A 26,202-nucleotide genomic window follows, 5' to 3' on the forward strand; every position below is an offset into this window, starting at 1 on the left:
GGATTTACGGCTTGTCCTTGTCCCGCCCGGTTCCGGCCTTGCGCCTGGCCAGCAGGTTGGCGGCCGGGTTGTCGGTCACGCTGCCGGCCTGGAAATAGCCGACCACGCTGGCGATGGAACGGTGGTCGGTCATCGCCATCAGCGCGGGCAGGGCGACGCCCTGGCGCGCACCTTCGGTGACGAAGCCGGAGCGCAGGCTGTGTCCGCCGAAATCCCCGTCCAGTCCGGCCAGCGCTGCACGGCGCTGCACGATGTCGGCCACCGCCCGTGGCGAAATGCCGGGGCCGATGGTGTCGCCCCACAGACGGCGGAAAATGGGGCCTTCCTGCAGACCGCTGGCCTCCAGCCACGCGGTGAGCGCATCGGCGGCGACACCGAGGATCGGCTTGTCTGGCGTGGCGTTGGCCTTGGGGCCATCCTGCAGCGTCTTGCCGTGTTCCAGACGGTAGAGATAGGCATCCGGGGCAATGCGACGCAGGTCGGCCAGATCGGCCGCGGCGACTTCGCTGCGGCGGCGCCCGCCGCTGGCGAAGGCGAAGTAGAGCAGGGCGCGGTCGCGCAGCCCTTCCAGCGTGTCGTCGCAGGTGGCGATCAGGGCTTCCAGTTCGTTGCCGGTGATGGCGGTCTTCTTGCGCGGACGTTCGCCGCGCTTGTGGGCCGCGCGGCGGCCTTTGGCAAGCAGCTGGCGAACTTCGGGCGTTTCGCAGGGATTGGGCAGCTTCTTGAACTGGTGCGCGGCCGACAGTACGGCAATGCGGTGGATGATGGTGCTGAGCTTGAATGGTCCGGGGCGCTGCTTCAGTCCGGCCGCAACCAGTTTTTCATCAAGCGTCTCCGGCAGCTCCCATGCCAGCCCGGTTTTTCCCTTGCGGGCCAGGTGGTCGACGATGAACTGCACGACCGTGCTCGAATGCATCGGCAATTCGATCGTGCGACCGTAGCGGCCCTGATACCACGCGGTCCAGTAACGCAGCGCGGTCTGGTAGCTGCGCGCGGTGTTGACCGAAGCCGCTTCGTCGAAGATTTCCCGTACGGCTTCGGCGGCACTGCTGGCCAGCTGTTCGGGTAAAAGCGCGGAAGGAAACAGATCGAGAGCGGCGGATTTCATGGACGTGGACAAGGCGGGGTCAGGGCTGTTTTTCGACTCTATCATATAATATTTCCGATAACTATCACTTATCGGAAGTATATAAATGACCGGAAATTACCGGAAACGTCGCCTAAATTGCACGCTTTTATGGCTGATTGGATGTCTTCTGGACAGCCTTCAACGTCGCCCACGCTCGCTACGCCGCAACTCCGCCGGAATCGCAATCTCCACCTTGGCCGGCAACGTCATGATCCGCAGTTCGTTGCCATCCCACTCGAGGGGTTCGCCGTTGATGGTCGCCGCGCCGGGGGCACCTTCGTAGGGCCACGGCAGCACCAGCCCCCCCGTTGGCGGTTGCAGGCCGGCGGCGATCTGCAGGGTCAGCTGCCGGTCGCCGCGGGCCAGCGAATACCCAAGCAGGCCGTGGGTGGTGCGCAGGCCGTCCAGGGCGATGCCCTTGCCCGCCAGCCACGCCGTGGGCACGCCGGCGGCGAGCACGATGCTGGCGTCGACCTCGCGCTCGTAGGCGAACATGTCCAGCGCCGAGCGCACGAAATCCGAGGCCACCCAGGCGTGCGGCAGGTCGCCGAGGAAGAAGGGTTCGCGCGGGGTGTGCGAGACCACCTCGGCCCATTGGTTCCATGCCGGCGGCGCACGGTCCTTGAAGAAGAACTCGCTGGCCTCCCAGGCGCGTTCGCGCCAGCCCAGGCGCACGAACGCGGCGACGTTGCGCCATTCGTAGGGCGTGTAATCCTTCCATTCGCGCTTGCCGTCGCGGCGCGCGACGAACTGCTGCCAATAGCGCTCGAAGGTGTTGTCCAGCGCCGGTTGCGGCAACCTGCCCTGTTCGCCGCCCGGCGCCAGCGCGATGGTGGTGGAGGTGGCGTCGAAATCGCCCAGTTCCACCGAGCCCGGCAGGAAGTCGATCCTGTGCGCAGCCATCGCCGAGCGCAGCGAGTCGTCCAGGTCCCGGCGGAATTCGTCGCGCGAGGCCGCCATTGCGAGGGCTTCCTCTTCCAGCCCCAATGCGGCGGCCAGGTCGGCGGCATCCTTGTAGCCACGCAGCGCCCAGAAATCGTCCCAATACGAATGCACCGGCTTGGCCGAGTAGCCTTCGTGGCTGATCGATGCCGGCATCATCCCGTAGAAGCCGGGGTTGCGCGCATGGTTCTCTTCGGTGCGCTCGTCCAGGCGCAGCTTTTCCATGTAGCGCCACGCGCCCTGCACGTGCGGCCACATGCGTTGCAGGAAGGCGTCGTCGCCGGTGTGGCGCCAGTACTCGGCAATGGCGTGGATCAGTTCGCCGTGGCTGTCGTTTTCCGGCACCGGGTCGCTGCCGCGCGCGTCCACGCAGCACGGCACCATGCCGCTGTCGAACTGGTACGGCGCATACCATTCCAGATACTGGCGCACCGCATCCCCGCGGCCCAGCCGCAGCAGCGCCTCGGAAATCATCGCGCCATCGCGTATCCAACTGCGGGCATAGGAACGGGTGCCCGGTTGCAGGCTCGGGCCGACGCGCGAAATCAGCATGTGCGCCAATGCGGTGCGCAGCGTGTCGGCGAGCGGCTGGCCGGCCTCGGGCAGTTGCAGCCTGACCCGGTCGAGCTTCTGCCGCCACATCGCCGCCACCTGCTGCTGCGCGGTGTCGGCGTCGAAGCCGGCGGCCGGCGCGGCCCATGCGCCGGTCTGCGGCAGCACCAGCACCACTTCCCTGCTCTGCCCCGGTTCCAGCTTCCAGTCGTAGACCAGCGCGCCGGACGCCAGCCCGGTGGCGTCACGGACTTCATGCATGCCCGGCAGGCGCTTGTCCGCCAGATGGGTGACGGCGAGCTTGCTGTCGAAGGCCGTGGCGAATGCGGTGTCCGGAGGCGTCTGCGCGAACACGCGGGGCTGGCCGTTGACGCTGACCGTGCCGTTGTCGATCGCCAACCGCTCGATGCGGCTGACGCCGCCAGGCGTATTGAGGAACTGCCGCGGTGGATTGACCTGCAATGGGCGCACGGCCAGCGCCAGCCGGTAGTCGCGCGTCACCTTGCCGGTGTTGTGCAGGCGGTAGCGGGCGACCAGTTGCGCCTGCTCCGCCCTGCCCTGCACGAAGCCGGTGACCTGCAGGCCGAAATCGTCGTGTTGCCATTGCACCGTGGGAACCGGCAGGTAGCCATCGAGCAGGCTCTGGCTGGCCTTCGCGTCGGCCCAGCCCAGCACCTTGCCGTCCAGCACCACGAACGGCTCCACGCTGAACCCGGAACGCACCGACTCCAGCGCGCCGTCCTCGCCCATCAAGGCCTGTTCGCGGCCGCCATCCAGACCCAGCAGGGTCCAGTACGGCTGCTCGTCGCTGAAGCCGCGCGGCAGCGAGCCGCGTGGCAGGTCGCGCCCCACCGAGTGGATGAAGTCATTGGGCGTGGCGGCGAAATCCAGCGGCTTGAGGCTGATGTCGCGGATGCCGTAGCGCCAGTTGGGGCCGTCGACCAGATCGAAGCGCAGGTAGCGCGCCTCGGTCTCCGGCAGCGCCAGCCAGTCGCGGCCGCCGCCGCCGGCCGTCACGTCGCGGAGTTTGCGCCAGTCGCGGCCGTCGCTGGAGGCCTGCACCACGTAGCGCGAGGCTTCCAGCCCCGGCGCCCACTGGATCACCGCGCCGCCGAACTCGCGCACCTTGCCGAGGTCGAGGCTGACGGTCTGCTGCTTGACCCCGCCGCTGATCCATACCGTGTCCGGCCTGCCGTCGGCGATGCGCTGCTGCAGGGCGGTGGCGGTGTCGGCGATTACGGTGGTGGTCAGCGCCGAGGTGTCTTCCTTCGGCAAGGGCCGCAACGTGAGCTGGTCGAAGCAGACCGTGCCCCTGCCGCCCACCTTGCTATAGACGATGAATTCCACCGAGGCGCTGCGGCGCAGGCGCGTGTCCGGGTCGGGGCCCCAGGCTTTCCCGATGTGGCGCTTGCGGTAGCTCACCCGCGTCCAGTTCTTCGGGAAGTCGTAGCCGGTGCGGTTCACCCACCACACGTTGTCGCCGCTGGCGTCGGCCAGCTTGAACTGCAGGTCGTTGGCCGGCGAATCACCGCGCAGGTTGAACGACACCTGGTAGTTCTCCGGCCAGGTCACGTCCAGCGGGCGGCGGATGCCGGCGTAGCCGGAGACCTCGTGGAAGTCGTAATCCAGGCACAGCGCCCGGCCATTGTTGCCGCTCACGGGCCGCAGCGAGCCGCTGACCTGCGGTGAGGTGATCAGCTGCCATGCGCCGATGTCGTCGAATTTCGCCAGCACCCTGCTTCCGCCGTCGGCCGCTGGCGCATTGCCGGCGAGGACGATGATGGGGAGCAGCAAGATGGCGAGGAGGTTCTTCATCGCGGGGAGTCTTGATACGGCGTCGCAGGATTCTAGTAGGAGCGCACCTCGGTGCGCGATGGGATTCGCCGGGAAAGTTTCATCGCGCACCAAGGTGCGCTCCTACCCTTTCACGCTGCCCAGCAGCAGGCCCTGGATGTAGTAGCGCTGCAGCAGCAGGAACAGCAGCAGCACCGGCAGCACGGTGATGACCGCGCCGGCCATCATCATCTCCACGTCCATGATGTGCTCGCGCGCGAGCGAGGCCAGCGCTACCGGCAAGGTGTAATGCTGCTGGTCGGTCAGCACGATCAGCGGCCACATGAAGTCGTTCCATGCGCCCATGAAGGTGAAGATCGCCAGCGTCACCAGCACCGGCTTGAGCATCGGCAGCACGATCCGGAAGAAGATGCGCGCCTCGCTGGCGCCGTCGATGCGCGCGGCCTCCAGCAGCTCGTCGGGGATCGAGCGCGCGTACTGCCGCACCAGAAAGATGCCGAACACGCTGGCCAGCGCCGGCACCACCACCCCGCCCCAGGTGTTGACCAGCCCCAGCTGCTTCATCAGCAGGAACAGTGGCAGCATCGCCACCTGCGCAGGGATCACCAGCGCCGCCAGCAGCAGCTGGAACACCCGCTCGCGGCCGGCGAAGCGCAGCTTGGCGAAGGCATAGCCGGCCAGCGTGTTGAGCAGCAGCGAGCCCAAGGTGATGCCCAGCGACATGCCCAGGCTGTTGAGGAAGTTGCCGGCCATGCCGGTACGCGCGAACAGCTCGCGGTAGTTGTCGGCGGTGATGCGCGAGGGCAGCAGCGGCGGCGGGAACTGCGACGCCTGCCCGCCGGGCATGAACGATACCGACAGCATCCACGCCAGCGGCGCCAGGCTGACGACGGCCAATACCAGCAACGCGCCGTTGACCCACCAGCCGTATCCGCGCGATTGGCCGATTTCGCGACTCATACCAGCTCCTTGCGCCGGCCAAAGCGCAGCATCAGCGTGGTCACGCCGAGGATGATCAGGAACAGCAGGAACGCCACCGCCGAGGCGCGGCCCAGGTTCCACCACTTGAAGCCTTCCTCGAACATGAAATACAGCACGCTCACCGTGCTCTGCAGCGGGTCGCCGCGGGTCATCACGTAGGGTTCGGCGAACAGCTGGAAGTAGCCCGAGACGGTAATGACCCCGACCACCAGCAGCACCGGCCCGAGCATCGGCAGGGTGATGTGCAGGAACTGCTTCCAGCGCGAGGCGCCGTCGATGCGCGCGGCCTCGTACAGGTCCTTCGGGATCGCCTGCAGGCCGGCCAGGAAGATCACCATGTTGTAGCCGAAGTTCTTCCACACGGCGAACAGGATGATGGTCGGCATCGCCCAGTGCGGGTCGCCCAGCCAGTCCACCGGGTCGATGCCCGCCTGCCCCAGCGTCCAGTTCACCAGCCCGTAGCGGGTGTGGAACAGGTAGCGCCAGATCACCGCCACCGCCACCAGCGTGGTCACCACCGGCGCGAACAGCGCGGTGCGGAACAACGCCTTGCAGCGCGTCACAGGTGCGTTGAGCAGCATCGCCGCGCCGAGCGACACGGCGATCGACAGGGGCACGCCGATCGCCACGAAGTACGCGGTATTGCCCAGCGACTTCCAGAATATCGGCGTGCGCAGCAGGTCCAGGTAGTTGTCCAGGCCGATGAAGCGCAGGTTGTGCGGGTCGGCCAGCGCGTACAGGTCGAAGTCGGTCAGGCTCAGCGCCAGCGCCGACAGCACCGGCAGGCCGAAGAACACGCCGATGACGATCAGCGCGGGGGCGGCGAATACCCAGCCGGCGAGCCTGCCGCGCTTCATCGTGGCGTCTCCTGCGCTTGCTGATCGACGATCCAGCGCCGCTTGGCGAGGATCGCGTCCACGCGGTCATCCAGTTGCGTGACCGCGGCGTCCTGCGCCAGCCCGCCGCGCACCACCTGTTCGGTGACGATGCGCATCTCCTGCGCGATGCGCTCCCATTCCAGCACCTTGGGCGTGGGCTTGACCCGCTCCAGCTGGTCGCGGAACGCCGCGGCCAGCGGGTCGTCGGCCAGTTGCGGCGAATGCCAGGCGCTGCGGCGCGGTGGCAGGTCGCCGATGATGGCGTGCAGGCGTTGCTGCATCGCCGGCCGCGACAGGAATTCAATCAGCTGCCATGCCGCTTCCTTGTGCCGCGAGGAGCGGAACACCACCAGGCTGGTGCCACCGGCGATGCCGGCGCCGGGGCCATCGGGCCCGGGCAGCGGCGCGGTGCCCCACTCGCCCTGCAGCGACGGCGGCTGGCGCTTGTTGAACTCGCGGATGTTCCACGGCCCGGACAGGTAGAACGCGGTGAAGCCGCGGAAGAACTCGTCCCAGACGTTGGAGATCTGCGTCTCGGACATCTTCGGCGCCCAGCCCTGCTGGTACATGTTGGCGTAAAAGCCCAACGCGCGGCGGAAGCCTGGGCTGCGAAAGTTGCCGCGCGTGTCATCGTCGCGCAACAGCGGGTCGTCCTGCTGCAGCGCCAGCGACAGCTGCGGCTCGAACTCGTTGAGCGGCATCAGCACCGGGTAGCGGTCCGCCCCCATGCGCTGCTTAAGCGCGGCGTTCATCCGTTCCCACTCGGCCCAGTCGCGCGGCGGGTGGTCGTAGCCGGCCTCGCGCAGCAGGTCCTTGCGGTAGAACAGCAGCCGCGTGTCCACGTACCACGGTATGCCGACCAGCTGCTCGTCGATGACGTTGGTGTTCCAGATGCCGGGAAAATAATCCTGCGGCGCGACTTCATCGGAAGCATCCACCCAGGGCTGCAATGGCGTCAGCGCCTGCAGCGTGGCGAATTCGGGCACCCAGGTGTTGCCGAGCTGGCACAGGTCCGGCAGGCCGTCGGCGGCATAGGCGGTCAACAGCTTCTCGTGCGCGGCGGTCCACGGGATGTTCTGCACCTCCACGCGGATGCCGGGATGCTCGGCCTCGAACTCGCGCACCAGTTCGCCGACCACCTCGGCCTCGCGCCCCATCGCCCAGAAGCGCAGCGTGGTGCCCTGCTGCGGCCGCGCGCAGGCGGCCAGCAGGATAAGGCACAGCAACGTGGCCAGGCGCAGCATCGTCATTCCCTATTGCTGCGGCCGTGGCGTGGCCGCTTTCTGCTCCTGCGCGGCGGCCGCGCGCGACTCGGCGATGCCCACCGCGCGCGCCGAGGCGGCCTTTTCGTCCTTCTGCAACGGCTGCCAGTCCTCGCCTTCCGGCAGCAGCCAGCCGCCGCTGAAGCCGGCCCGCTCCATGCCCTTGCGGATGTACGGGTTCTTCTTCATCACGTTCCAGACGAATTCGTCGCGGTAGTTGGCGATGCCGGCCAGGATCGGCCCCTGGTCGATGGCGATGTAGTCGCTGGCCACCCAGCCGCGGTTCGGGATCAGCCGCCCGGTCTTGAGCGGGATGTCGTAGTTGAAGCTGGGGTTGAACGAATCGAGGAAGCCGTAGCTGGAATACAGGTAGTCGCCGTAGCGCTTGTGCATTTCCTGCGTGGCCGGGATCACCACTTCCGGCGCGAACGGCAGCGAGGAAATCGCCGCCGAGGGTACGATGGTGCCGTCGTCGAAGTTCTCGCGCAGGCCGGCGCCGCGCGCCGAGTAATGGCGGAACTGGCGCTGCTCGCCCTTGTACTCCTGGGTGGTGTTCTGCGGGCCATCGCCGGCGGTCAGGCCCCACACGTTCTCGCCGTAGTCCTTCCACTGCATCGGGTTGGCGATGGCGTACTCGCGCTGGGCCAGGGTGGCGCGGCGGCTGTTGAGGAAGTAGTCGATGCCGCGTTCGCGCATGTAGGCGTCCTGCAGGTCGCGGAAATCGATCCACACGTGGCTGTACTGGTGCCCGAACAGCGGCCCGAAGGAAAGGTATTCCTGGCCCTGGAACACGCCCCAGTCGTTGTCGTAGGTACGCGTCCACACCGTCCACGCATCCGGCCCGACCGGGTGCGTCGGCGAGCCCAGCGCCAGCACGTAGAGCATCATCGCCTCGTTGTAGCCCATCCAGTCGTGCTGGATGAAGCCGCTCTCGGGGAACCAGCCCATCGACACCAGCGGCTTGTTGCGCTGCAGCCACTGCCAGTCCACGCGCCTGTAGAGCGTGTCGGCGACCTGCCGGATCTCCTTTTCGCGCGGGTCGTTGCCGTCGTAGTACGACTGCGCGAACAGCACGCCCATCATCAGCAGCGCGGTGTCCACGCTGGAAAGCTCCACCCAGCTGTCGTAGCGGCGGCCATCGCGCATGTCCAGGAAGTGGTAGTAGAAGCCCTTGTAGCCGGCCTTGCCGGTGGATTGCGGGCCGGTGGGCACGTCGCGGAAGAAGCGCAGCGTGGCCAGGGTGCGGTCCACCGCCTGGGTGCGGCTGACCCAGCCGTTCTCGATGCCGATCGGATAGGCGGTCAGCGCGAAGCCCACCGAGGCGATGGACGCGAACGGCCGCGACGGGTAGCGGTCCGGGGTCAGCCCGTTCTGCTCGTTGGTGGTGTCCCAGAAGAACTGGAAGGTGCGCCGCTCGATGTCGTCGAACAGCGGCGGCAGCTCCGGCTTCATCGGCCGCGGCGGCAGGTCGGCCTCGATCAGGATCACCTGTGGCGGCACCTTGGGAGTGGCCGGCTCGGGCGGTGGCTTGCCGCACCCGCCGAGCAGGCCCAGCGCGAGGCCGGCGGCGGTACTCGACAGCAGTTGGGTGGTGCGCGGGTTGCTCAAGACGCTTTCCGTTGGGTGGAGCCGTTGGGTGACGCGGATGCCGGCAGACGGGCGCCCCGGCCGCCGCCAAGGGCGGCCGGGCGCCGGGCCTTACCAGTCCAGGCCGAAGGACAATTTGAAGGTGCGGGTCGCATACTGGTCCCAGCTGTTGATCACGCCGGTATTCCAGTTGATGCCATAGCCGCCCCAATTGGTCCAGTTGAACACGTTGATCACGTCGGCACGGACCTTCAGCTTGAGGTCGGTGCCGGTATCCCAGGTCTTGGTCAGCGACATGTCGAACTGCTTGAAGCCGAGGTTGCCGTCCGGCTCCCAGCTGCGCGGGTGTTCGTAGCCGCCGGTGCCGTCGACGTCCCAGCGCTTGATCTTGCTGGCCAGGGTCAGCTTGCCGGACACGTTCATGCCCCACGGCAGGTCGGTGAAGCCGCTCATCACCAGCCGGTGGCGGGGCGCCCACGCACCGTCGTACCAGCCACCGCCCGGGAAGTACCAGCCGTACACCGGGTCCTTCTCGTGGATGTTCTGTTTGGCATCGGTGAAGGTATAGGCGACGTTGAAGTTCCACGGGCTCTCGGCCGTGTAGGGCTTGTCGGCGCTGAGCAGCAGCGCGTTGCTCTTCGACTCGAAGCCGTTGGTCGCCAGGATCAGCCCGCCCAGCCCCGGCGGGTTGGCGCCGCTCCACGGGCTGCCCGCATCGTTGTAGTAGCTGCCGTCGCCGCGGCGGTTGCCGCGCATGATCAGCAGGCCGTTCTTGTAACGGATGTGCTGCAGGGTGGCCGAGGTGTTCCAGTCATGCCCCATCAGCGCGAAGGTGTTGCGCATGCCGAGGCTGATCTGGTCCGAGTACGGCGTCTTCAGGTCGTTGTCGAACATCCACACTTCGCGGCCGGCCTGCGACGAATCCACCAGCGACATCAGGTAGTCGCGGTCGAGCAGCTGCGTGCTCCAGTCCAGGCAGTCGCTGGCCGCCGGGTCGCAGGCGTGGCCGGGCGAGTTGATCTTGAACTCGCGGGTCGGGAACGTCGCCTTGGTCAGTTCCAGCTGCAGGTAGTCGAACAGGTTGCGGTCGTAGGAGCGGCCGATGCCGCCGAACAGCACGTGGCGTTCGTCGCCGGTGAAGTCGTAGGAGAAACCGATGCGCGGCTGGATGGCATCCTTGAACGCCTTGCGGTTGTTGCCGGTGCTGATGAAACGGTTGATGTCGATGCCGCCCAGCGCCAGTGTCTGCGCATAGGTCTGGCCCGCCGCCGCGCCGTCCTGCGGGTCCTGGGTGGCGAGCGCGGCCAGCACGTCGGCATCGGTGGCGTAGTCCAGGTACGACGGGGTTTCCTCGTAGTCCCAGCGCAGGCCGAGGTTCAGGGTCAGGCGCTCGGTGACCTCCCAGTCGTCCTGGATGTAGAGGCCGAACTGCTTGTTCTTCGAGGTGACCGTGCCGCCGCTGGTGCCGGCCGCCGGGCTGCCGAAGCGGACGAAATACGGCACCGCCCCGCCCTGGTTGATGTCGTAGTAGAACTGCGGGTTGTAGGGCTGCTGCTCGGTGGTGTCCAGGTCCACCTGCTTGTACTTCACGCCGGCCTTGACGGTATGCCCTTCCCAGCCGAAGAAGGTGGTGTCGTTCTGGAACGACCAGCCCTTCTGGCCCTTGTCCTGCAGGCCGCCGTTGCCGGCGCCGATGCGGAAGATCTGCTTGCCGTCGTTGGACGAGCCATCGGTCAGCACCATGCCGTTGCCGTAGTTGGCCGGCGCCATGCTCCAGAACGCCTTCTCGTAGGTCAGGTGGGCGTCGTTGAGCCAGTTGGTGTTGGAGAACTGCCAGTGCAGGTCGTAGCGGTCCTCGTCGACGCCGGCGTCGGTGCCGTAGCTGCGCGCGCTCTGCCCGCCGACGTTGCCGATGTCGCTTTCCTCGCGGCGCTTGTAGCTCAGGTCGACCAGGTTCTCGTCGTTGATCGACCAGTCCAGCTTGCCGAAGTACAGGTCTTCCTTGAACGGCGTGCTGGCCGCGCCAAGCTGGTCGCGCCATGCCGGCGGCAGGTCCGCCGCGGCCCGGCCCTCGCCGGGGGTCAGGTCCTGCGGCGCGTTGTATTCCTTGGCCTCGTAGGTGACGAAGAAGTGCGCCTTGTCCTTGACGATCGGGCCGCCGAACGCCGCGCCGTACTGCTTCTCGCTGGAACGGGTCTTGCCGACGCCGTCCTTCTCGCTTTCGCGCGGCTCGCGCCAGTCCTGGTTGGTGTAGTCCCAGAAGAACGAGCCGGAGAAATCGTTGCCGCCGGAGCGGGTCGCCGCGGTCACCGCCGCCGAGCTGATCTGGTCGTACTCGGCCTTGTAGTTGGAGGTGATGACCTTGTACTCGCCGATGGCCAGCTGCGGGAACGGATTGCCGCGGCTGGAATCCTGCCCGGTCAGGCCGCCCTGGGTGACGTAGTTCTTCTGGCCGATGCCGTCGATGTAGACGTTGACGTTGTTGGCGCTCTGCACGCCGCCGCGCAGCTTGGTCGCGCCGTTGGACGGGTTCTGCTCGAAGCTCATGCCCGGCACGGTGTCGGCGAAGGCCAGGAAGTTGCGCGTGCCCTGCGGCAGCGCCTGGATCTGCTGCGGGGTGATGTAGGTGGCGATTTCCGAGGTGCGGGTCTCGATCGGCGCCTGCGCCGTCACCTGCACCGCATCCAGCGTGGTGGCCGCCCCGCCCTGCCCGCTTTCGGCGACGCCGCCGACGCCGAGGTTCATGGTCGCGGTCTGGCCCACCTGCACGGTGACGTTCTGGCTGCTGCTCGCGCCGCCGGCCTCGACGTCCACGCGGTAGGTGCCCGGCGGCAGGCCGGCCAGCGCGTAGTTGCCGCTGGCCGTGCTCTGCACGCTGCGGCTCAGGCCGGTGGCGAGGTTGGTGGCGGTCACCCGGGCCTGCCCGGCCGGCGCCGAATCGGCCATCACCTGGCCGCGGATGGTGGCGCCGGTGCTTTGCGCGAACGCGGGTGCGGCGCCCAGCAGCAGGCAACTGGCCAGCGCGCAGCTGAGCAGCTTGCGGGACGGACGGGTCTTGCGGGTGGTGTGACGGTTCATGTGCTGCTCTCCGGGTGCGGCAGCAGGGCTGCCATTCGGTTCGGTGGTGCGGTGCCCTTGGCGGGCACCGGCTCAGGGCGGTCCCTGGACAGCCGTCGAGTCGCGCGTGACCAGGGTTGGAACCAGCGTCGCGGCGGGGACGGGCGGCATCGCTGCGCCATCGTCGATCAACTGCAGCAGGTGCGAGGTCGCCCGCTCGCCGAGATCGGCAATGCTGATCCGCATCGTGGTCAATGACGGGTGAACGAAACGTGCCAGCGGGATATCGTCGAAGCCGGCCAGCGCCACCTGCGCGGGCACCTTCACCCCGGCCTGGTTGAAGGCGTACAGGCAGCCGAGCGCCATCATGTCGTTGGCCGCGAACACCGCATCGGGCAGCGGCCCGTCCTGCAGCAGCGCCAGCCCGGCGCGGTGCCCGGAGGCCTCGTCGAAGCCGCCGGGCAGCACCCGGCCTTCCGCGTCCACGCCTGCCGCGGCCATCGCATCGCGGAAGCCGCGCAGGCGCCCGCGGGCGTCGTGGTTGTGGCCGGGGCCGGCGATGAAGGCGATGCGGCGGTGGCCGAGGTCGAGCAGATGGCGGGTCATGGCCATCGCGCCGGCATGGTCGTCGATCCCGAACACCGGGTATTGCCCGTCCGGCATCGGCGTGTTGATCAGCACCGTGGGCAGCGCCGGCAGGTTGTCCACCAGGAAACCGGGGGCGGCGGTGCCCGGCGACATGACCAGCAGGCCATCGACCCGCCCGCGCATGGCCTGCAATGCGGCGCCCTGCTGCTCCGGATCGCCGTGGTAGCTGGATACCAGCAGGTGCCGGCGGTGCGCGCGCGCCACGCCGTCGATGCCGCGCATCAGTTCGGAAAAGAATTCGCCGTGCAGGTCCGGCAGCACCAGGCCGAGGGTCTGGGTACTGCGGCTGCTCAGGCTGCGCGCGGCGGCATGCGGGGTGTAGCGCAGCCGGCGGGCCACCTCCAGCACCGTCTGACGCACCGGCGCGGCGACGTTGTCATGGCCGTTGAGCGCGCGCGACACGGTGGCGACCGAGACGTTCGCCTCGCGGGCAACGTCCTTGATGGTGATTGCCGGTTTCGCCACCGCTGTGCCCTCCGCAGGCCGGGGTCGCGGCGACTGTAATCGTTTCCAATGCAGGTTGTAAACGATTCGTTACACGCTGAAGTCACGAGGAGGACGCATTTTGTCCTGACAAGGACAAATCTGTCTCTCCCTCGCGGACCGTGGATGCGGGGCTTGTCGCATGACGCTCTCCCGGCAAAGCGCCATGCGGGGCGAGCCCCGCATCTACAAGATTGCTTCGCAGGTGCCGGGCTTGCCCGGCACGGGTTTTCCCGGGAATGCCCCATGCGGGGCAAGCCCCGCATCTACAAGACAGGTCAGGTCCCCGCTTCCGCCGGGGTCTGCGCCTTGATCGCCAGCGCATGGATATCGGTCTGCATCATCTCGCCAAGGGCCGCGTAGACCGCGCGGTGGCGCGCCAGCGGCGCCTTGCCGGCGAAGGCCTCGCTGACGATGCTGACGTTGAAATGCCCACGCCCGTCGCGTGCGCCGGCATGGCCGGCGTGGCGGTGGCTGTCGTCCTCCACTTCCAGCCGTTGCGGCGCGAAGGCCGCGCGCAGGGCCGCCTCGATCCGCTCCACCCGGCTCACGGCAGCACCTTGCGGAACGGGCGCACGTCCACGCGGTGGTAGACGCCGGCGGCAACGTAGGGGTCGGCATCGGCCCAGGCGCGGGCGGCGGCCAGGTCGTCGAAGCTGGCGATCACCACGCTGCCGCTGAAGCCGGCCTCGCCGGGGTCCTCGGCGTCGATGGCCGGGCACGGGCCGGCCAGCAGCAGCCTGCCCTCGTCCAGCAGCGCCTGCAGCCGTTCCAAATGGGCGGCCCTTGCCTGCATGCGCGCGGCCAGCACCTGCTCGCCGTCATGCCCTTCGATCACGTACCACACCGGTCCACTCTCCTTGCCACTGATGAATGCGAAGGTGGCCAGTCTAGCGCCAAGGCTGGACACCGGCGGCCCGGGGCGATTACTCTTTGCAGCATTGCACGCAGCCGGCCCGTAGCGGCCCGGTGCGGCGGCAGGCAAGGCCACCGCCGTCCGACCGTTCCGCCTCCCTCCCCGGCCTGCGTATGACGACCTCCTCGTGATGACGTTGCCGCATTGACCCAGCGGCATGTCGCGTTGTTGATGTGCACGCGCGCCGGCCGGTGCGCACGATTCGCAATTGCTGAAGGCAGGACCCTGCTCCGGGCGGGAACCCGGAACACATAAGGCTCGCAACACCCGATGTCGCCCTGATGACTTCCGAACTCGCGTCCGTCGCGAACCCGCCAGCGCCGCCCACCGTTCCGCAGCAGCAGGAAATGCCGCTGGCGGTGGTGCATGGCCAGCCGGTACTGCAGATCCCGCAGGACTTGTACATCCCGCCGGATGCGCTGGAAGTCATCCTCGACGCCTTCGAGGGCCCGCTGGACCTGCTGCTGTACCTGATCCGCCGGCAGAACCTGGACATCCTCGACATCCCGGTGGCCGAGATCACCAAGCAGTACGTCGAGTACATCAACGTCATGCAGGAGCTGCGCTTCGAGCTGGCGGCCGAGTACCTGGTGATGGCCGCGATGCTGGCCGAGATCAAGTCGCGGATGCTGCTGCCGCGCCCGCCCAGCGAGGACGGCGAGGAAGCCGACCCGCGCGCCGAGCTGGTGCGGCGCCTGCAGGAGTACGAGCGCTTCAAGCAGGCCGCCGAGGACATCGACGCCCTGCCCCGGCAGGACCGCGACACCACGCTGGCGCATGCCTTCGTGCCCGACCGCGCCACGGTGAAGCTGCCGCCGCCGGTGGACCTGAAGGAAATGCTGCTGGCCCTGCACGACGTGCTCAAGCGCGCCGAGCTGTTCAGCGGCCACGCGATCAAGCGCGAGGCGCTGAGCGTGCGCCAGCGCATGGGCGACGTGCTGGAGCTGCTGGAGGACGGCAAGTTTCAGCGCTTCGAGAGCCTGTTCACCGCCGAGGAAGGCAAGCTCGGCGTGCTGGTGACCTTCCTGGCGCTGCTGGAGCTGGCCAAGGAGCAGTTGCTGGACATCGTGCAGGAGGCACCGCTGGCGCCGATCTACGTGAAGTCGCTGGCTTCCGGCAACACCAACGCGCCGCTGCAGTTTTCGAGCGAATTCGATGATGGCGAATTCGACAACAACGACGCACCCTGAGCCCAACCCCGACTCATCCGACGCATGGATCAAGCACTGATAAACCGCATCGTCGAAGGCGCGCTGCTGGCGTCCAGCCAGCCGTTGACGCTGGCGCAGTTGCAGGAGCTGTTCCCGGAGGAGCAGCCGGCGCCGCCGGGCAGCATCGAACGCGCGTTGGAGCAACTGCGCGAGGCCTGCGACGGGCGCGGCGTGGAACTGGTCGAGGTCGCCTCCGGCTTCCGCTACCAGGTCACCCGCGAGGTGCATGGCTGGGTCAGCCGCCTGTGGACCGAGCGCAAGACCCGTTACACCCGCGCCACGCTGGAAACGCTGGCGCTGATCGCCTATCGCCAGCCCATCACCCGCGGCGAGATCGAGCAGGTGCGTGGCGTGGCGGTCAGCAGCAACATCATCCAGGCGCTGGAAGAGCGCGAGTGGATCCGCGTGGTCGGCCACCGCGACGTGCCGGGCCGGCCGGCGCTGTTTGGCACCACCCGCGGCTTCCTCGATTATTTCGGCCTGAAGCGGCTGGACGAACTGCCGCCGCTGTCCGAACTGCGCGACATCGGCGAGCTGGAACCGCAGTTGCCGCTGGGCGACGACGGCCAGCCGGCCGCGCCGCTGGCCGCCGGCGCGGGTACGCCGGAAGACGCCGGCACGGACACCGACGCCACAGGTCAAGCCGATGGCGATACCGAGGCCACCCCGCCCGCCGGGGATGCCGATGAAGACACCGCCCCCACGGGCGAACCCGACGCCGCGCCGGGAGAGCGCGCGGCGGAAGTGGAAGACACCGGAAACAACGCCGTCGCGACGACGACCGTGGCTGTTGACGAAGCCGATCCCGAACCAGAGGCCGAGCAGACAGATGCCGGCCGGAGCCAAACAGAATGAGTGACACCCCCCGCAAGCTGTCGTTGAACAAGCTCTCGCTCAAGCGCGAAGCCGCCGCCGAACAGCCCAGGCTGGAAGAACGCCTGCACAAGGTGCTGGCGCAGGCCGGCCTCGGCTCGCGCCGCGCGCTGGAACAGCGCATCGCCGACGGCCTGGTCAAGGTCAACGGCGAAGTCGCGCAGACCGGCATGTCGGTCAAGAGCGGCGACAGGATCGACCTCGACGGCCGCAGCTTCGTCGCCAGCGCGCTGACCGAGCCGGCGCGCGTGCTGATCTACAACAAGCCCGAAGGCGAAGTGACCACCCGCGAGGACCCCGAAGGCCGCCCGACCGTGTTCGAGGCGCTGCCGACGCTCAAGGGCGCCCGCTGGATCGCCATCGGCCGCCTCGACATCAACACCACCGGCCTGCTGCTGCTGACCACCGACGGCGAGCTGGCCAACGCGATGATGCACCCGTCCTTCGAGGTCGAGCGCGAATACGTGGTGCGCGTGCGCGCCCCGGAAGGCCAGGAGAAGGTGCCGGACAACATCGTCGACCGCCTCGCCCGCGGCGTGGCGCTGGAAGACGGCCCGGCCAGGTTCGACGAGATCGAGCGCATCGGCGGCACCGACTCGCACGACTGGTTCCGCGTGGTGGTCAAGGAAGGCCGCAACCGCGAGGTGCGCCGACTGTGGGAGTCGCAGGGCTGCCAGGTCAGCCGCCTCAAGCGTACCCGCTACGGCAAGGTCGGCCTGCCGCAGCCACTGCTGCGCGGCCAGTCGCAGGAACTGCCGGCCGCCCAGGTCGAGGCACTGCGCGCCGAGCTGAAGCTGGAGGAAGGCACGCCGTCGGCGCTGACCCTGCAGCCGGTGATCGGCCAGCGCAGGGCGGCCAAGACCACCGTGCGCGTCGGCCGCGAGGGCGGCCACGGCAATGCCTACGTCAACGGCCACAACACCGCCGACGAAGGCCGCGAGCTGCGGCGCTTCGACAACGTGCGCGAGGACCGCGGCCGTGGCCGCGGCAAGGGCGGCTTCAAGGGCGGCCTGACCGTCAGCGGCGAAGCGGCGGCCAAGCAGTCGCAGAAGCCGTTCAAGCAGCGCAAGGTCAAGGGTGACCGCAGCCTGCCGGAAGGCAACCCGGCCGCATTCCGTACCTGGTACGTGCCCGAGGGCGTGAGCACCGGCCCCAGCGGCCACCGCAACGCCGGTCCCGGCGCACGCGGCACTGGCCGTCCGGGTGGCGGCAAGGGTGGCAAGCCCGGTGCCGGTGGCGGCCAGAGCCGTGGCGGCTTCGCCGGTCAGGGCCAAGGCCAAGGCAAGGGGCGCGGCCCCGGCGCCGCAGCCGGTGCGCAGCAGGGCCAGCGCAAGCATCCCTATGGGCATCCGGGCAATGCCCCGAGCTTCCCGTCCGACCATGCCACCCCGGCGTTCAGCCCGTATGGCGCGCGCCCGGCGGGCGGTCGTCCCGGCGGCGGAAATCGTGGCCCGGGTGGCCCGCGCGGCGGCAACCGCCCGAGTGGCGGTCCCGGTGGCCGTCCGCCGGGTGGCGGCAATCGCCGCGGCGGCCCGCGCGGCGGTTGATCCGCATGCGGAACGAAGCCCCGGAAACGGGGCTTCGTTTCATGCATTTGCTTCTGTGTTTGCAGGAGCGACGTCAGTCGCGACGAAGCTTTTCCGGTGAAGTTCCGGTCGCGACTGACGTCGCTCCTACAAAAGCACAAATAGAGAGCCGTGAACGAAAAAGGCCCGGGAAGAATCCCGGGCCTTTTCGTTTCGCGTTGCCGCTGGATTACTTGATCAGGCGCAGCGCGAACGGGTAGCGGTAGGCTTCGCCGTTGTTGGCCTTCATCGCGGCCAGGATGCACAGCACCAGGTTGGCGATGCCGATGGCCGCCAGCATCAGGAAGCCGATCAGCACCAGCGTGAGGATGCCGGAGACGAAGGAGGCGATGATCAGGGTGATCTGGAAATTCAGCGCCTCCTTGGCCTGGTCGGTGACGAAGCCCTTTTCCGGGTTGTCCTTGTTGACCAGCCAGATGATCAGCGAGCCGATGAAGCCGGTGAAGATGCCGAGGATGTGCGCCAGCAGCGCCATCGTGCGCTGATCCTGCGGGACCTCGCCCTCCGGTGCCGGCGGCGGCGTGGTGAGGTTGTCGAAATCGCTCATGAAACTCCCCTTTTCCTGTTGGTCCGTATGTGGGTGGTGAACTGCAATCTCCCGCGTACCGATCATGCTGGTTCCGCAGCAGCGAAAGAATACTTCAATCGTTGCCCGCCACGGTCATCTTTCCGATCAATATCGAGCCGGTGGCGACGTGTGAGCGCGGATCGACGTCGCTGCCCACCGCCTCGATGCCGGCGAACATCTGCTTCAGGTTGCCGGCAATGGTGACGCCGTCCACGGAATAGGCCACCTGCCCGTTCTCGACCCAGAAACCGGCGGCACCGCGCGAATAGTCGCCGGTCACGCCGTTGACGCCCTGCCCCATCAGTTCGGTGACCAGCAGGCCGCTGCCCATGCCGGACAGCAGCGATGGCAGGCCGCCGGCGTTGGCCGCCACCTTCAGGTTGTGCACGCCACCGGCATTGGCGGTGGTGTGCAGGCCCAGCTTGCGCGCCGAATAGCTGCCCAGCACGTAACGCTGCAGCACGCCGCCGGTCACCAGCGCCGAGTCGCGGGTGGCCACGCCTTCGCCGTCGAATGCGGTCGAGCGCAGGCCGTGGCGCAGCAGCGGTTGCTCGTCGATGGCGAACCACTCCGGGAACAGCCGCGTCCCCACGCTGTCGAGCAGGAAGCTGGCGCGGCGGTACAGTGCGCCGCCGGAAACGGCCGAGAGCAGGTGGCCGACCAGCGAGCGCGCCACCTCGGCGGCGAACAGCACCGGCACCTGCCCGGTCGGCAGCGAGCGCGGTTGCAGGCGGGCGACGGTGCGCTCGGCCGCGCGCCGGCCGATGGCCTGCGGGTCCTGCAGGTCGGCATGGGCGATCGCGCTGCTGTACCAGCCGTCGCGCTGCATGCCGTCACCCTGCCCGGCGATCAGCGCGCAGCCGATGGAATGGTGGCTGCTGCGCTCGCGGCCGATGAAGCCGTGCGAATTGGCATAGACCGACAGGCTCTGCGCGGTCGCCACCGAGGCCCCATCGGAGTTGCCGATGCGGGCATCGGCCTCGCGCCCGGCCGCCTCGCAGGCCAGCGCCAGGTCGACCGCGTGGCGTGCGTCCAGCGCCCACGGGTGCCAGGTGTCCAGGTCGGGGAATTCGCGCGCCATCAGCGCGGCATCGGCCAGCCCGGCGGCCGGATCGTCCTCGGTATGGCGGGCGATGGCGCAGGCCTGGGCGACGGTGGCGTCGAGGCTGGTTTCCTGCAGGTCGGCGGTGCTGGCGCTGCCCTTGCGCTGGCCGAAATAGACGGTGACGGCGATGCCGCGGTCATGGGTGGATTCGACCGTCTCCACCTCGCCCAGGCGTACGTTCACGTCCATGCCGCGGTCTTCGCTGCAGCTGACTTCGGCCTGGCTGGCGCCGAGCGCACGGGCCTTTTCCAGCAGCCGCTGCGAGATGCCGGCCAGTTGCTCCAGCCGTTGCAGGCTGTCGTCGGTGGCGCGGGTTTCGGTGGGGTTGGTGTTCAATGCTTTATCCTTTCGAAAATCCAGCCGAAGCCGATGATTTCCTTCTCCTCTCGGGAGAAGGTGGCGCGAAGCGCCGGATGAGGGTACGGGCGAAGCCTCGCACTACCTGATGGCACGAGGCTTCGCCCGTACCCTCACCCCAACCCCTCTCCCGGAGGGAGAGGGGCTTTCCAAAGCAGGCTGCGGTACACACGAACTTTAATCGAGTAACAAGGCAATGCGCGGACGCGACGAGGAAACCGGCGAATTTTTCAGCGAGAGCCGCAGCCAGAACCGGCGCGAGGCGCTGGAGGTACTGGCGCTGGGCGAGAAACTGGTGGAGTTGACCGCCGCGCAGTTGGCGCGCCTGCCGATACCCGAGGACCTGCTGGAGCACATCGAGTACAGCAAGCGCATCACCGCGCACGGCGCGCGCAAGCGCCAGCTGGCGTTCCTGGCCAAGCAGATGCGGCGCGAGGACGACGCCGTGCTGGAAGCCATCCGCGACGCACTGGAGGCCAACAGCGAAACCTCCAAGCGCGCGGTGGCGCTGATGCATCGCATCGAGCACGTGCGTGAGCGCTTGCTGGCCGAAGGCGACGTGGCGCTGGCCGAATTGCTGGACGAATACCCGCAAGCCGACCGCCAGCAACTGCGTACATTGGTGCGCAATGCGCTGGCGGAAAAGGCGAAGAACAAGCCGCCGCGCGCGTTCCGCGAGATTTACCAGGTGCTGCGCGAGCTGATGCTGCCGGCGCAGGCGGCGGTCGGGCTGGATGACGAAGACGCCGGGCACGACGTCGATGACGAGGCCGACGAATCGTAGGGGTGGGCTTGCCCCACACGAGGCTTTCCCGCGGATGCGCCATGCGGGGTCCCGAAACGTAGGCGCGGGCTTGCCCCACGCGAAGCTTTCACGGAAATCCGCCATGCGGGGCAAGCCCCGCATCCACGACAGGTGGCGGCCTACGCCTGCGTACCACCCACGGTAAGCCCGTCGATCAGCAGCGACGGCTGGCCCACGCCCACCGGCACGCTCTGCCCGTCCTTGCCACAGATGCCCACGCCCTCGTCCAGCGCCAGGTCGTTGCCGACCATGCGCACCTTCTGCATGGTTTCCGGGCCATTGCCGATCAGGGTGGCGCCCTTCACCGGCGCGGTGACCTTGCCGTCCTCGATCAGGTAGGCCTCGGTCGCCGAGAACACGTACTTGCCGCTGGTGATGTCGACCTGGCCGCCGCCGAAGTTGACCGCGTACAGGCCCTTCTTCACCGAACGGATCATTTCCTGCGGGTCATGCTGCCCGGCACGCATGTAGGTGTTGGTCATGCGCGGCATGGTCATGTGCGCGAACGATTCGCGACGGCCGTTGCCGGTCGGTGCCACGCCCATCAGGCGCGCGTTGAGCGTGTCCTGCATGTAGCCGACCAGGATGCCGTCCTCGATCAGCGTGGTGCATTGGGTCGGGGTGCCCTCGTCGTCGATGTTGAGCGAGCCGCGACGGCCATCGAGCGTGCCGTCGTCGACGATGGTCACGCCCGGCGAGGCCACGCGCTCGCCGATGCGGCCGGCGTAGACGCTGGTGCCCTTGCGGTTGAAGTCGCCCTCCAGGCCGTGGCCGACCGCCTCGTGCAGCAGCACGCCGGGCCAGCCCGGCCCCAGTACCACCGGCATCACCCCGGCCGGCGCCGGGATCGCCTCGAGGTTGACCAGCGCCTGCCGCAGCGCCTCGCGGGCGAAGGCCTCGGGGCGCTCGCCGGCGAACAGTTCCTCGTAGCCGTAGCGGCCACCGCCGCCGGCATAGCCGGATTCGCGGCGTCCGTCCTGCTCGACGATGACCTGCACGTTCAGCCGCACCAGCGGGCGCACGTCGGCGGCCAGCACGCCGTCGCTGCGCGCGACCAGCACCGTGTCCACGCCGCCGGACAGGCTCACCATCACCTGCTGCACGCGCGGGTCGGCCGCGCGCAGGTAGCGGTCCAGGCGCTTGAGCACCTGGACCTTGGCCTCGTTGCCGAGGCCGTCCACCGGGTCCAGCGCCGGGTACAGGGCGCGGCCGTTGCCGCGCACCAGCGCATTGGCGTTGCAGGTGCCGCCATCGCGCGAGATCGCCCGCGCCGATTGCGCCGCGGCCAGCAGCGCCGCCGGCTGGATGTCGTCGGAATAGGCGAAGCCGGTCTTTTCGCCGGCGATGGCGCGCACGCCCACGCCCTGTTCGATGGAGTGCGCGCCGTCCTTGACGATGCCGTCCTCCACGCTCCAGCTCTCGCGCCGCGAATGCTGGAAATACAGGTCGCCGAAGTCGATGCCCGGCCCCAGCAGGGTGCCGAAGGTGCGTTCGAGGCGGTTGGCGTCCAGCCCGGCGGGCAACAGCAGGCGGGATTCGGCGAGGGCAAGGGCGTTGTCGGTCATGGCACCAGCATGGGGATGATGGACGGGCGGCACAAGCCGCGCGGGGGTCAGTGCGTCGCGGGCGGCGGCGACCAGCGGCGGCGGTACATCAAGGCATGCACGCCGCAGACCCAGGCCAGCGCCGCGCACCAGCCGCCAAGGATGTCGGAGGGGTAATGCACGCCCAGGTGGACGCGCGACAGCCCGACCAGCGGCACGAACAGCACGGCGGCCAGCAGCGCCGGCCAGCGCCAGCGCGTGGGCCAGGCCAGGAACACCACGGTGGCGGCCAGTGTCATCGAGCCCATCGCGTGCCCGCTGGGGAAACTGAAGGTGCTCTCCGGCGCGATCGATTCCCACAGGCTCGGGCGCTCGCGCTGGAACAGCTGCTTGCTGCCGAGGTTCAGCACCGCCGAACCGACGAAGGCGGTGGCGGCGAACAGGGCATTGCGCCAATGTCGCTGCCACGCCAGCAGCGCCACGACCAGCACGTCCAGCGGAATCACGCCCCACTGGTAGCCCAGCTTCGACACCAGAACGAAGAAGGCGTCCAGCGGCGGCGATGCCAGTCCGCGCATGCGCCACAGCAGCGCATCGTCGAAATGCAGCGCTTCGGCCTCGTGGATTTCCTCGGCGAGCATCACGAAGCCGGCCAGCGGCAGCAGCAGGCCGACGAACAGCACGGCGATGCGCCATGCGTTGTGGGCCAGCCAGTCGCGCAGGCCGGCGGCCTCGCGGCGCGACTCAGCCGGCGTTGCGCGCATAGCGTGTCTCGACGTAGTCGTCGATCAGCGCCACGAACTCCTGCGCGATGTTTTCGCCCCGCAATGTCACCTTCTTTTCGCCATCGACGAACACCGGCGCGGCCGGTGCCTCGCCGGTGCCGGGCAGCGAGATGCCGATGTTGGCCTGCCGCGATTCGCCGGGGCCGTTGACCACGCAGCCCATCACCGCCAGCGTCATGCTCTCCGCGCCGGGGTGGCTGACGCGCCACACCGGCATCTTCTCGCGCACGTGGTTCTGCACCACCTTCGCCAGCTCCTGGAAGAACTCGGAGGTGGTGCGGCCGCAGCCCGGGCAGGCGGTGACCATCGGCGTGAACGCACGCTGGCCGGTGGTCTGCAGCAACTCCTGGGCGACGATCACTTCCTGCGTGCGCGGCTGGCCGGGTTCGGGCGTCAGCGAGATGCGGATGGTGTCGCCGATGCCCTCCTGCAACAGCACCGCCAGCGCCGCCGCCGAGGCGACGATGCCCTTGCTGCCGATGCCGGCCTCGGTCAGGCCCAGGTGCAGGGCGAAGTCGGAGCGGCTGGCGAGGTCGCGGTACACCGCGATCAGCTCCTGCACGCCGCTGACCTTGGCCGACAGCACGATGCGCTCGCGCGGCAGGCCCAGTTCGACCGCGGTCTGCGCCGAATCCAGCGCCGAGCGGATCAGCGCCTCGCGCAGCACGCGCGCGGCATCCAGCGGTTGTTCGAGGCGGCTGTTCTCGTCCATCAGCTTGGCCGCCAGCGACTGGTCCAGCGAGCCCCAGTTGGCGCCGATGCGCACCGGCTTGCCGTACTTGATCGCGAATTCGATCAACTGCGCGAACTGGGTGTCGCGCTTCTTGCCGAAGCCGACGTTGCCGGGGTTGATGCGGTACTTGGCCAGCGCCTCGGCGCAGGCCGGCTCGCCGGCGAGCAACTGGTGGCCGTTGTAGTGGAAATCACCGATCAGCGGCACGTCCACGCCCATCATCCGCAGCTTCTCGACGATGCGCGGGATGGCCGCGGCCGACTCGGCGTTGTTGACGGTCAGCCGCACCATTTCCGAACCGGCGCGCCACAGCTCGGCCACCTGCTTGACGCTGGCGGCGACGTCGGCGGTATCGGTATTGGTCATCGACTGGACGACCACCGGGTGGCCGCCGCCCACTTTCACCCCGCCGATGTCGACGGCGTGGGTGATGCGGCGGGGCCAGGCGCTGGCGTCGGTGGGCGGTGTCGGGCGGGTGACGGCGTCGTGCATGGCGCGCATTTTAGCGCGCCGCCTGCGCCCGCGGCATGAACCCCGCGCGGCGCGGGCCGCAAGCGCATACGATAGTGCGGATGGATTCCCCGGACACCTCTTTCCTGCGCACCCTGTGCAGCCTGCGCTGGCTCGCCACCGCCGGCCAGGCCATCGCCATCGTCATCGCCACCTGGCTGCTGGGGCTGGACCTGCCGCAACTGCCGCTGTGGAGCGGGGTCTGCGTGCTGGCGCTGTTCAACCTGTACGTGCAGCTGCGCGTGCACGGCAGCAACCCGGCGCCGCTGACCGCCTTCGGCCACATCCTCGTCGACGTCATCATGCTGACCTGGATGGTGGGCTGGAGCGGCGGCATCGCCAATCCGTTCGGCTCGCTGTTCCTGATCCTGATCGCGCTGGCCGCCCTCGCCCTGCCCCGGCGCTGGACCCACGCGGTGGCCGCCACCTGCGTGGCCGGCTATGCGGCGAGCGCGGCGTTCGGGCGGCCATTGCACGGCGGCCATCTCGACGCGGTGCACCTGCTGCTGTGGGGCACGGCGACCAACTTCCTGCTGTCCAGCGTGGTCGTGCTGGTGTTCGCCACGCGGCTGGCCGCGGCATTGCGCGAGCGCGAGAACCAGCTGGCGCTGCTGCGCGAGCGCTTCGTCCGCAACGAGGGCATCGTCGCCCTGGCCACCCACGCCGCCTCGGTGGCGCACGAGCTCAACACGCCGCTGGCGACGATGACCCTGCTCACCGACGACATCGCCGAGCAATGCGCCGACACCCCCGAACTGCGCGACGACCTGGAAACCCTGAGCGGGCTGCTGGTGCAATGCCGCGAGCGGGTGCTGGCGCTGGCCGCGCCGGCCGAAGGCGCGCGCAACCGCGCCCGCACCACCATCGGCAACGTGCTGGAGCAATGGCGGCTGGTGCGGCCGACCGTCCAGCTGCAGCGCAACGCCGACGCGCCGCTGCAACTGACGCTGGACGCCAGCGTCGGCCACCTGCTGCAGGTGCTGCTGAACAACGCCGCCGATGCCGGCGAACAGGCCGGGCAGGCGCAGGTGGACCTCGACATCCGCGTGCACGACGGCCAGTTGCACGGCGAGGTGCGCGACTATGGCCCCGGCTTCAACGCCAACCAGGCCGCCCTGCCCGGCACCCTGTTCAACAGCGGCAAGACCCACGGCATGGGCGTGGGCCTGGCGCTGTCGCATGCCACCATCGAACGACTGCATGGCGAGTTGTGGATGCGCCCGGCCGAAGGCCGCGGCACCCGCGTCGGCTTCCGCCTGCCCCTTGCCAACCTGGAAGCGAACGCATGACCGACCTGCCCACCCACGGCCTGCTGGTCGATGACGACCCGCTGTACCTGCGCACCCTGCAACGCAGCCTCGCCCGGCGCGAGATCGAGACCGTCACCGCCCACGACATCGCCAGCGCGCTGGAGCAGGCCACGCAGGCGCCGCCGGCCTTCGCCCTGATCGACCTGAAGCTGGGCAGCGAGTCCGGGCTGGCCCTGATCCAGCCGCTGCGCGAACTGCGCGCGGACATGCGCATCCTGCTGGTCACCGGCTACGCCTCGATCGCCACCGCGGTGGAGGCGATCAAGCTCGGCGCCGACGACTACCTGCCCAAGCCGGCGACGGTGCAGATGATCCTGCGCGCCCTCGGCGAAACCGACGAGGACGGCGGCGAGGAGCACGAGGAAGTCGAGCCCCCCGACGCGATGACCCCGATCAGCCGGCTGCAGTGGGAACACATCCAGCAGGCCCTGCACGAAACCGGCGGCAACATCTCCGCCGCCGCGCGCCTGCTCGGCATGCACCGCCGCTCGCTGCAACGCAAGCTGCTCAAGCGGCCCAGCCCGGAGCGCGATCCGAACCGCTGACGGCACCCGTCTCCGGTGCAGGCGGGTGCCGCCGCGGAGCG

General features: G+C 68.6%; 21 protein-coding genes. 6 read left to right on the forward strand and 15 right to left on the reverse strand.

Annotated features, from left to right (window positions below):
• Positions 1-4 precede the first annotated feature (4 nt).
• The 10 genes from ABB34_RS12280 to ABB34_RS12325 form a co-directional block, all read right to left on the reverse strand.
• The gene (locus ABB34_RS12280; protein WP_057641622.1) at positions 5-1,108 is read right to left on the reverse strand and encodes a site-specific integrase; all 1,104 of its coding nucleotides are present in this window, start codon (positions 1,106-1,108) and stop codon (positions 5-7) included.
• A 159-nt stretch (positions 1,109-1,267) separates the two neighbouring features.
• On the reverse strand, positions 1,268-4,438 hold the full coding sequence (locus tag ABB34_RS12285) for a discoidin domain-containing protein (protein WP_057641623.1): 3,171 nt from the start codon (positions 4,436-4,438) through the stop codon (positions 1,268-1,270).
• A gap of 102 nt (positions 4,439-4,540) precedes the next feature.
• Positions 4,541-5,377 carry a carbohydrate ABC transporter permease gene (locus tag ABB34_RS12290; protein ID WP_057641624.1) on the reverse strand — a complete coding sequence of 279 codons (837 nt, stop codon included), beginning with the start codon at positions 5,375-5,377 and terminating at the stop codon, positions 4,541-4,543.
• The gene (locus tag ABB34_RS12295) at positions 5,374-6,255 is read right to left on the reverse strand and encodes a carbohydrate ABC transporter permease (protein ID WP_057641625.1); all 882 of its coding nucleotides are present in this window, start codon (positions 6,253-6,255) and stop codon (positions 5,374-5,376) included. Before ABB34_RS12295 ends, ABB34_RS12290 begins: the two co-directional genes overlap by 4 nt.
• Complete coding sequence (locus ABB34_RS12300; RefSeq protein WP_484600319.1) at positions 6,252-7,517, reverse strand: sugar ABC transporter substrate-binding protein; 1,266 nt, start codon at positions 7,515-7,517, stop codon at positions 6,252-6,254. The genes ABB34_RS12295 and ABB34_RS12300 overlap by 4 nt, the downstream gene beginning before the upstream one ends.
• A gap of 12 nt (positions 7,518-7,529) precedes the next feature.
• On the reverse strand, positions 7,530-9,092 hold the full coding sequence (locus ABB34_RS12305; protein WP_425478982.1) for a glucoamylase family protein: 1,563 nt from the start codon (positions 9,090-9,092) through the stop codon (positions 7,530-7,532).
• 144 nt (positions 9,093-9,236) lie between these two features.
• Complete coding sequence (locus ABB34_RS12310) at positions 9,237-12,203, reverse strand: TonB-dependent receptor (protein WP_057641628.1); 2,967 nt, start codon at positions 12,201-12,203, stop codon at positions 9,237-9,239.
• Positions 12,204-12,275: 72 nt separating this feature from the next.
• On the reverse strand, positions 12,276-13,295 hold the full coding sequence (locus ABB34_RS12315) for a LacI family DNA-binding transcriptional regulator (RefSeq protein WP_057641629.1): 1,020 nt from the start codon (positions 13,293-13,295) through the stop codon (positions 12,276-12,278).
• A gap of 296 nt (positions 13,296-13,591) precedes the next feature.
• Positions 13,592-13,864: a BolA family protein gene (locus ABB34_RS12320; RefSeq protein WP_057641630.1), complete on the reverse strand. Its 273-nt coding sequence runs from the start codon at positions 13,862-13,864 to the stop codon at positions 13,592-13,594.
• Positions 13,861-14,160 (reverse strand): YciI family protein, encoded by a 300-nt coding sequence (locus ABB34_RS12325; RefSeq protein WP_057641631.1) that lies wholly within the window; start codon positions 14,158-14,160, stop codon positions 13,861-13,863. The genes ABB34_RS12320 and ABB34_RS12325 overlap by 4 nt, the downstream gene beginning before the upstream one ends.
• A gap of 350 nt (positions 14,161-14,510) precedes the next feature.
• Here ABB34_RS12325 and ABB34_RS12330 point away from each other — a divergent pair, with 350 nt between their 5' ends.
• From ABB34_RS12330 to ABB34_RS12340, 3 genes are read left to right on the forward strand one after another with little or no spacing between them, the layout of a single operon-like run.
• A complete protein-coding gene (locus ABB34_RS12330; RefSeq protein ID WP_057641632.1) occupies positions 14,511-15,419 on the forward strand; it encodes a segregation and condensation protein A in 909 nt (302 codons plus the stop codon).
• A 24-nt stretch (positions 15,420-15,443) separates the two neighbouring features.
• Entirely contained in the window at positions 15,444-16,295 is an 852-nt protein-coding gene (scpB, locus tag ABB34_RS12335) for an SMC-Scp complex subunit ScpB (RefSeq protein ID WP_057641633.1), read from the forward strand.
• Positions 16,292-17,860 carry a pseudouridine synthase gene (locus ABB34_RS12340; RefSeq protein ID WP_057641634.1) on the forward strand — a complete coding sequence of 523 codons (1,569 nt, stop codon included), beginning with the start codon at positions 16,292-16,294 and terminating at the stop codon, positions 17,858-17,860. Before scpB ends, ABB34_RS12340 begins: the two co-directional genes overlap by 4 nt.
• A 208-nt stretch (positions 17,861-18,068) precedes the next feature.
• Here ABB34_RS12340 and ABB34_RS12345 read toward each other — a convergent pair whose 3' ends face one another.
• Both ABB34_RS12345 and pmbA read right to left on the reverse strand, forming a co-directional pair.
• Positions 18,069-18,446, reverse strand: coding sequence for a DUF4870 domain-containing protein (locus tag ABB34_RS12345; protein WP_057641635.1), 378 nt, complete (start codon positions 18,444-18,446; stop codon positions 18,069-18,071).
• Between the two features lie 94 nt (positions 18,447-18,540).
• Positions 18,541-19,908 (reverse strand): metalloprotease PmbA, encoded by a 1,368-nt coding sequence (gene pmbA / locus ABB34_RS12350; protein ID WP_057641636.1) that lies wholly within the window; start codon positions 19,906-19,908, stop codon positions 18,541-18,543.
• A gap of 217 nt (positions 19,909-20,125) precedes the next feature.
• Between pmbA and yjgA the strand changes: the two genes are divergently transcribed.
• Positions 20,126-20,713 carry a ribosome biogenesis factor YjgA gene (yjgA, locus tag ABB34_RS12355; RefSeq protein ID WP_057641637.1) on the forward strand — a complete coding sequence of 196 codons (588 nt, stop codon included), beginning with the start codon at positions 20,126-20,128 and terminating at the stop codon, positions 20,711-20,713.
• Between the two features lie 140 nt (positions 20,714-20,853).
• On the opposite strand, the gene tldD is transcribed toward yjgA, so the two are convergent.
• The 3 genes from tldD to ispG are packed head-to-tail and all read right to left on the reverse strand — an operon-like array spanning position 20,854 to position 24,288.
• The gene (gene tldD, locus ABB34_RS12360) at positions 20,854-22,299 is read right to left on the reverse strand and encodes a metalloprotease TldD (protein ID WP_057641638.1); all 1,446 of its coding nucleotides are present in this window, start codon (positions 22,297-22,299) and stop codon (positions 20,854-20,856) included.
• Positions 22,300-22,346: 47 nt separating this feature from the next.
• Complete coding sequence (locus ABB34_RS12365; protein WP_057641639.1) at positions 22,347-23,042, reverse strand: phosphatase PAP2 family protein; 696 nt, start codon at positions 23,040-23,042, stop codon at positions 22,347-22,349.
• A complete protein-coding gene (gene ispG, locus ABB34_RS12370) occupies positions 23,023-24,288 on the reverse strand; it encodes a flavodoxin-dependent (E)-4-hydroxy-3-methylbut-2-enyl-diphosphate synthase (RefSeq protein ID WP_057641651.1) in 1,266 nt (421 codons plus the stop codon). The genes ABB34_RS12365 and ispG overlap by 20 nt, the downstream gene beginning before the upstream one ends.
• Before the next feature lie 80 nt (positions 24,289-24,368).
• Here ispG and ABB34_RS12375 point away from each other — a divergent pair, with 80 nt between their 5' ends.
• Both ABB34_RS12375 and ABB34_RS12380 read left to right on the forward strand, forming a co-directional pair.
• Positions 24,369-25,595 carry an ATP-binding protein gene (locus ABB34_RS12375; RefSeq protein ID WP_057641640.1) on the forward strand — a complete coding sequence of 409 codons (1,227 nt, stop codon included), beginning with the start codon at positions 24,369-24,371 and terminating at the stop codon, positions 25,593-25,595.
• On the forward strand, positions 25,592-26,161 hold the full coding sequence (locus ABB34_RS12380) for a response regulator transcription factor (RefSeq protein ID WP_057641641.1): 570 nt from the start codon (positions 25,592-25,594) through the stop codon (positions 26,159-26,161). Before ABB34_RS12375 ends, ABB34_RS12380 begins: the two co-directional genes overlap by 4 nt.
• Positions 26,162-26,202: the final 41 nt, after the last annotated feature.

This window comes from Stenotrophomonas daejeonensis (assembly GCF_001431505.1).
GTDB lineage: Bacteria > Pseudomonadota > Gammaproteobacteria > Xanthomonadales > Xanthomonadaceae > Stenotrophomonas > Stenotrophomonas daejeonensis.